This is a genomic window from Nocardiopsis listeri (assembly GCF_020741345.1).
Taxonomy (GTDB): domain Bacteria; phylum Actinomycetota; class Actinomycetes; order Streptosporangiales; family Streptosporangiaceae; genus Nocardiopsis; species Nocardiopsis listeri_A.
The window spans coordinates 1-6,603 of sequence record NZ_DYZD01000375.1; the positions used below are offsets into that span (position 1 = coordinate 1).

Consider the following 6,603-nt stretch of genomic DNA (forward strand, 5'->3'; position numbering starts at 1 on the left):
CTGGGACCTGCACTACGAGAACGTGCTCGCACCGCTGGAGGGAACCGACCGGGGCGACTGGCTGGCCATCGACCCCAAGCCACTGGTGGGCGATCCGGGTTTCGAGTTGCTGCCGGCCCTGCGCAACCGATGGGTCGAGGCGGAGGAGACCGGCGACCCGGTGCGGGCCACCAGGCGCAGGTTCGACCTGCTCACCGAGGTGGCCGGGCTGGACCGGGACCGCGCGCGGGCCTGGACGCGGGTGCGGCTGCTCCAGGACTGCCTGTGGATGGACGAGGGGCGCCGGCGGGTGCCACGCGCGCACGCACTCATCGATCGGGCGTTGGACGACTGAGGGGGCCGGGACCGGTGACATCGGGGACTTCGACGCCCAGGGTCGGGGTGCCGACCGGGCCCCGATGTCGCTTTCGGTAGGGTTCCGCCACCTCAGTCACTCCTTCGTGGAAGGCCTCCATGTCCACTCCCCGCCCCTCCTTCGACCCCGAACTGCTGCCCGCTCTGGCCCAGGTCAACGCCGAGATGCCGCCAGGCATCGTCCCGGAGCGGATCGACGCGATGCGCGCCCGCGCCGCTCGTCTGGCCCCCGGGGACGAGACCGACATGACGCTGGGCGGGATCTTCATCGAGTCCGAGCGCACCGCGCCGGGGCCGGGCGGGCACTCGGTTCCGTTGATCGTGTGGCGGCCGAAGGAGACCACCGCGACCACCGGGGCGCTGTACTGGATCCATGGCGGCGGGATGATCGGCGGGACCCATCGCGGCGGTGAGATCCCCGAACTGCTTCAGATCGCACGTGAACTGGACCTGGTCCTGGTGTCGGTGGGCTACCGGTTGGCGCCCGAGCACCCGCACCCGACCCCGGTGGAGGACTGCTACGCGGGGTTGGTGTGGTTGCACGAGAACGCCGCCGAGCTGGGGGTCGAGCCCGAACGCGTGGTGGTGGGCGGTGCCAGCGCCGGAGGCGGTCTGGCCGCCGCCGTCAACCTGTTGGTCCGTGATCGCGGTGGTCCGGCGGTTCGCGCGCAGTTGCTGCTCTACCCGATGCTGGACGATCGCAACGACACGGTCTCCGCCCACCAGATGGCGGGTGTGGGCACGTGGGATCGCACCTCCAACGACACCGGGTGGGGTTGCCTGCTCCAGGGCGCGCAGGGCGGCCCGGACACCTCGCCCTACGCGGCGCCGGCCCGGGCGGAGGACCTGTCGAACCTTCCCCCGGCCTACCTGGAGGTGGGGACGGCCGAGACCTTCCGCGACGAGGTGGTGGAGTACGCCTCCCGGATCTGGAAGGTCGGCGGGCACGCCGAGCTGCACGTGTGGCCGGGCGGCTACCACTCCTTCGACGCCATCGCCGCCGACGCGGCCCTCAGCCGGAGCGCGCGGGGTCAGCGGCTACCGTGGCTACGCCGCGTCCTGAGCGACTGACCCCGGTCCGCGGCGCCGATACCGTCAGCGGCGATGACTTCGTCAAGGCCTACGTCGTCGACCATGTCGACCGCGACTCTGACCGCCCCCGATCCTCGGTTTCAGGTCAGGGCGGCCGGAGCGGGCGCCTCCACCGGTTTTCCGCGCCGGTGGGCGGTGGGTGTGGTGCCGCGAACGCGTTTGAAGGCGGCGCTGAGCGCGAAGGCCGTGGAGTAGCCGACCCGGCGGGCGATGGTGTCCACGGTCTCGTCCGTGGTGCGCAACCGCTCGGCGGCCAGGCACACCCGCCACTCCGCCAGGTAGGTCATGGGCGGGGTACCCACCATGCCCGTGAAGGCGCGGGCCAGGGCCGCTCGGGAGATCCCGCACCGTTCGGCCAGTTCGGCCACCGTCCAGGGGTGGGCCGGCCGGTTGTGCATCAGGCGCAGGGCGCGACCGACCAGCGGGTCGCCCATGGCGGTGTACCAGGCGGGCGGTTCCACGCCGGGCATGGAGAACCAGGCGCGCAGTTTGGTGATCAGGGCCAGGTCCAGCAGTCGATCCAGGACCAGTTGTTGGCCGGGGGCGGCGCAGGCGACCTCGGCAGCGATCATCGCGCCGAGTGGGTCGTAGCACTCGTCGGCGGGCACGACCAGGACCGGTGGCAGGGCGGAGAACAGGTAGGGGCCGAGGTCGTCGCCGACCTCGTAGGAACCGCTCAGCAGCAGGTCGGGGGCGTCCAGGGAGTCACCGTAGGTGCGCATCCCCAGACTGGTCTCCTCGTCCAGGGGTGCGCCGTCCGGACCCAGGCACAGGTCCGCGTCCACCACGGTGCAACTGACGGGGGCGTCGACGGGGTGGGCGATGGTGTGGGGCCCGGGCGCGCGCAGCAGAGCGGTGTCCCCCGGGCCCAGGGCGAGGGGTTCGGCGGCGGTGGGGGCGATCCAGGCGTGGCCGCGCACCATGGTGACCAGGGTCAGCGGTGAGGTGTGGTCGAAGCGCAGGGCCCAGGGCGGTGCCATGACGGACCGGCTGAACAGGGCTCCGCGGGCCCGAACACCCGAGAGGAGATCGGCGAGTGCGTCCATACCCCTCAGCGTAGACGCCCGGATATCGGTTCGAGCGTTTCGGCCATGGAACGTCTCAAGGCAAGACGGTTGACTCCAAGTCATGACACAGAACAATCCAGATGAGCGACCGGTCCTGGTGACCGGCGCGACGGGGATGACCGGCAGCAGGGTCCTGGCTCGGTTGCGCGAGCGAGGCGTGGCGGTACGGGCGGCCTCCCGTTCCTCCGAGTGGGCGTTCGACTGGAGCGATCCGAGCACTTGGGACGGGGTGCTGGACGGAGCCGGTTCGGTGTACCTGGTGCAGAACGACCTGGACCCGCGGATCCCGGCGTTCGTGGAGCGCGCGGCGGCCCTCGGGGCGAGGCGGATCGTCCAGCTGTCGGCGCGCGGGGTCGGCCGGCCGGGTTGGTTCGAGGGAGCGGAGGGCGAGCCGCCCCATGTGGCGGCCGAGGAGGCGGTGAAGGCCGGTGGGCTGGAGTGGACGATCCTGCGCCCGGGGTGGTTCGCGCAGAACTTCGGCGAGGGGCTGCTGGCCGACGGGGTGCGCGCCGGGGTACTGCGCCTGCCCACCGGGGACGGCGCCTCCGCCTGGATCGATGCGGAGGACATCGCCGACGTGGCCGTGGCCGCGCTGACCGAGCCGGGTCACCAGGGGCGGGTCTACGAGCTGAGCGGGCCCCGGGCGCTGACCCTGGCGGAGGCCGCCGCGGAGATCTCCGCGGCCTTGGGGCGCACGGTCCGCTACGAGCCGGTGCCGGCGGACGACCATGTCGACGAACTCTTGGAGCAGGGGTGGTCGAAGGAGGCCGCCCAGGAGTTGGTCGCGGCGTTCTCGGCCATCCGCCGGAACAAGGAGGCACCGATCGTCCACGGTGTCCGGGAGGCCCTGGGGCGAGAGCCGCGCGACTTCTCGGACTACGTCGCCAGGACGTTCCATCAGGGGTGGAAGCGGCCGTGACCGACCGGGCCGGACGGAAACCGGGTGGTCCTCGGGTGGTCGAAGGAGGGCGCCGAAGGGCCCGTCCGGGCCGGGAGCCTCAGGGGTTCGCCGAGTTCGCCCGGGAGACCGTCGCCGCCACCGGGCTCCGGCAGGGGTGAAGGAGTCGTGGGCGGGGCGTCGTGCGCCCCGTCCCTTCCACCCGCCTACTCGGCGACGGTGATGCCCAGGGAGGCCAGGATCAGGCCTGCCTGGACCGGGCCGATCGTCGCTCCCCTGAGGTAACCGGCCTGTTCCAGGGGCACCTCGCCCAGATCCGCTCCTCGCAGGTCGGCCCCGGCGAACTTCGCGCCCACCAGGTGTGCTCCGCGCAGCCGCGACTCCACCCACACGGTCTCGCGCAGGTCGGCCGCCGCCAGGTCGGCCTCGTCCATGCGCAGGCCCTCCAGCCTCTGTCCGCGCAGGACGATGCCCTTGCAGCGGGCCAGCATGAGGTTGCACTGGGCGAAGGTGTAGCCGATGCCGCGCAGCGAGGTCAGGCCCGCGCCGGTCATCCGGCAGCCGTGGAAGGCGGTGTCGGTGAGCAGGGCGCCCTGCCAGCGGGTGTTGGCCAGGTCCACGCGCTCGAAGCGGGTGTCGGTGCAGTCGGAATGGTTCAGGGAAGCGCCCGAGGCACTGCCACCGGTCACCACCGCCCCCTCCAGCACCGCCCGGTCCAGGCGGGCGCCGTCCAACCTGCAGTCGACCAGGCGGGCGTCCACCATGTGGGCGTCGCGCAGGTCGGCCCCGCTCAGGTCACAGCGGGTCAGGATCCGAGGGGTGCCCGGGTCCTCGGCCAGGGCGTCACGCAGGTCGAGTTCGGACAGGTCGGCGTCGGTGATCTCGGTCTTGGCGAGAAGGTCGGTGCTCACGCACCGAACCCTAGACCCGAGCTGTGACAGAGCGCGTTCAGTCGCGCAGTTTGAGCGCCAGGAACAGGTCGACACGGTGTTCGAGGTTGCTCAGGTCGCGTCCGGTCAGCTCCTCCACCCGGCCGATGCGGTAGCGCAGGGTGTTGACGTGGACGTGCATGGCGGCGGCGCAGCGCTGCCAGGAACCGGAGTGGTCCAGGAACCGTTCCAGGGTCTCCACCAGCTCGGAGCGGTGGTCGCGGTCGTAGGTGATGAGCGGGCCCAGGAGGCGTTCACGGTAGGAGGTCTGCACCTCCTCGGGGACCGAGGCCAGCAATAGTTCGTGGGAGTCGATCTCGGCTCCGGCGATGACGCGGGAGCGTCCACCGCGTAGTTCGGCCAGGCGGCGGGCGTGACGGGCCTCGACGGCGGCGCCGCGCAGCTCACCGATACCACGGGCGGCCGAGCTCAGGCCGATGGCCAGCCGGTAGTCGAGCAGGCCGGGCTCCAGGACCCGGGTGCGGTGGACGAGTTCGGTGCGCAGGGCCTCTCCCCTGGCACGGGCCTGTTCGTCGGTGCCCTCCACCGGGATGACGGCCAGGGCGTCGTTGTCACCGGTGACGACCGCGCCGGGGTGGTCGGCGACCAGCTCGGTGACCACGCGGCGGGCCAGGTCGGGCACCCGGGGTTCGGGCAGCATCATGGCGCTGACCACCACGTGGGAGCGGTCGTCGGGTGCGGGTCTGTCACCGGTGCCGCTCAGCAGCGCGGCGACCTCGTCGAAGCGCTGGGCGGCGAGCAGGCGCGGCAGGCCCTCCAGGTGGCGGGCGGTGGTCAGGGCGCGTTCCTCCTCGCGGCTGCGGGCCAGCACGCCGATGGAGACGAGTTCGGCGACGGTCTCGTGCACCTCCTCGCTCCAACCGGTGTGGTCGCCGGTGACCACCAGCAGCCACCCGGACAGCGGGTGGGACTCCTTGGCCCGCACGGGAAGGACGGTGACGGCACGGCCGCCGTCGTTCTCCGCCGGAAGTCGGGTGCCGTGGGGGAAGGAGGACCAGGTGAGGGCTTTGGCGGCGAGATATTCGCGTTCCCCGGCCGTGAGCGGGTCGTCGACGGAGGCGATGGCGCGGCCGGTGGAGGAGAGCACCCAGGCCCGGAGTCCGGACTGGGTCGCGGCCGAGGCGAACGCCCGGGGGAAGTCGGCTCCGGAGGCGACGTCGGCCATCAGGCGACGGTGTCGGTCGCGGGTCTCGGCGATGGTGGTGAAGCGGCGTTGGGTGAGCGAGCGCAGGACCTCTTCGGTGACGGCGCCGAAGGAGGTCTCCGCGGGGATCTCCACGAGGGGCACGTCGTGGGCGCGACACGCGGCGATGAGGTCGTCGGGGACCTCGCCCAAGGCGGTTCCGGCGCCCACGGCCACGGCGCCCGCGCTCAGGATCGAGGTCACGAAGGTCTCGGAGTCCTCGGGTCGGGTACGCCACATCATGCCCGTCAGCACGAATTCGCCGCCGCGCAGGTAGCGCGCCGGTTCGAGCAGGTCAGTGGTGTAGGCCCACCGGATGTCGCGGTGGGCGTGCTCCGCTCCCGTCAGGAACCGCAGGTGCAGTCTCTTGACGGCGAGCAGGTCACTGATCTGCATGGACTTCCTTCGTGTTCGCGTGGGCGTGTCCCCACCTGGGATGGCTCCGGCTCAGGACACAGTGTGTCCCACGATGAGCGCGTCGGGCACTGGAGCCGGGGTCCCTAGATGTTCTCACCGATGTCATTTGGAGGAAACGACCAACGATCGCTGTTGGTTCCCAGGTCACTTCATGTCATCGACGCCTGGTCGGGTCTTGATTTCGAGTGGTGTACTTCACAGGATCGCCCCCAAATAACCGAGATCGCCGGTTCCACGAAGGTTCGCGTCGGCGAGGACGCGACCGGACCACAGCGCAGGACGAGGACGAGCATGGAATTCCTGAGGCCCTCCACGTTGGTGGAGGCCCTAGAGGCCAGGAGCGCCCACCCCGACGGTGTGCCCATCATGGGCGGTACCGACGTGATGGTGGCCTTGAACTTCGACAAGAGCCGACCGCCGGCCCTGATCGACCTGACCCGGGTCCCGGAGCTGACCGAGTGGGGCACCGACGGTGACCACACGCGTCTGGGCGCCGGGGTCCCCTACACCAAGGTCATCGAGAACCTGAGCGGCGCCGCGCCGGCGCTGGCCAAGGCCTCCCGTTCGGTGGCCTCCCCACAGATCCGCAACCGGGGCACGGTCGGCGGCAACCTGGGCGGGGCCTCCCCCGCCGGGGAGTCG

Annotated in this window: 7 protein-coding genes; 4 read left to right on the forward strand and 3 right to left on the reverse strand. The window is 71.5% G+C overall.

Annotation, left to right across the window (positions count from 1 at the left end):
- Together K8V84_RS20065 and K8V84_RS20070 are read left to right on the forward strand one after the other, a co-directional pair.
- Positions 1 to 334, forward strand: a 334-nt coding sequence (locus K8V84_RS20065) for an aminoglycoside phosphotransferase family protein (RefSeq protein WP_304077253.1), incomplete at its 5' end; no start/stop codon positions are given.
- 119 nt (positions 335 to 453) lie between these two features.
- Positions 454 to 1,425, forward strand: a complete 972-nt coding sequence (locus K8V84_RS20070; RefSeq protein WP_304077255.1) for an alpha/beta hydrolase — start codon at positions 454 to 456, stop codon at positions 1,423 to 1,425.
- 101 nt (positions 1,426 to 1,526) lie between these two features.
- Here the strand turns inward: K8V84_RS20070 and K8V84_RS20075 are convergent, their stop codons facing one another.
- Positions 1,527 to 2,492: an AraC family transcriptional regulator gene (locus tag K8V84_RS20075; RefSeq protein ID WP_304077258.1), complete on the reverse strand. Its 966-nt coding sequence runs from the start codon at positions 2,490 to 2,492 to the stop codon at positions 1,527 to 1,529.
- Positions 2,493 to 2,574: 82 nt separating this feature from the next.
- Here K8V84_RS20075 and K8V84_RS20080 point away from each other — a divergent pair, with 82 nt between their 5' ends.
- Entirely contained in the window at positions 2,575 to 3,432 is an 858-nt protein-coding gene (locus tag K8V84_RS20080; protein ID WP_304077261.1) for an NAD(P)H-binding protein, read from the forward strand.
- A 185-nt stretch (positions 3,433 to 3,617) separates the two neighbouring features.
- Here K8V84_RS20080 and K8V84_RS20085 read toward each other — a convergent pair whose 3' ends face one another.
- Positions 3,618 to 4,322 carry a pentapeptide repeat-containing protein gene (locus K8V84_RS20085; RefSeq protein WP_304077262.1) on the reverse strand — a complete coding sequence of 235 codons (705 nt, stop codon included), beginning with the start codon at positions 4,320 to 4,322 and terminating at the stop codon, positions 3,618 to 3,620.
- Positions 4,323 to 4,359: 37 nt separating this feature from the next.
- The gene (locus tag K8V84_RS20090) at positions 4,360 to 5,940 is read right to left on the reverse strand and encodes a PucR family transcriptional regulator (protein WP_304077265.1); all 1,581 of its coding nucleotides are present in this window, start codon (positions 5,938 to 5,940) and stop codon (positions 4,360 to 4,362) included.
- Between the two features lie 312 nt (positions 5,941 to 6,252).
- On the opposite strand from K8V84_RS20090, the gene K8V84_RS20095 reads away from it, so the two are divergent.
- On the forward strand, positions 6,253 to 6,603 hold a 351-nt coding region (locus K8V84_RS20095), incomplete at its 3' end, for a xanthine dehydrogenase family protein subunit M (protein WP_304077268.1).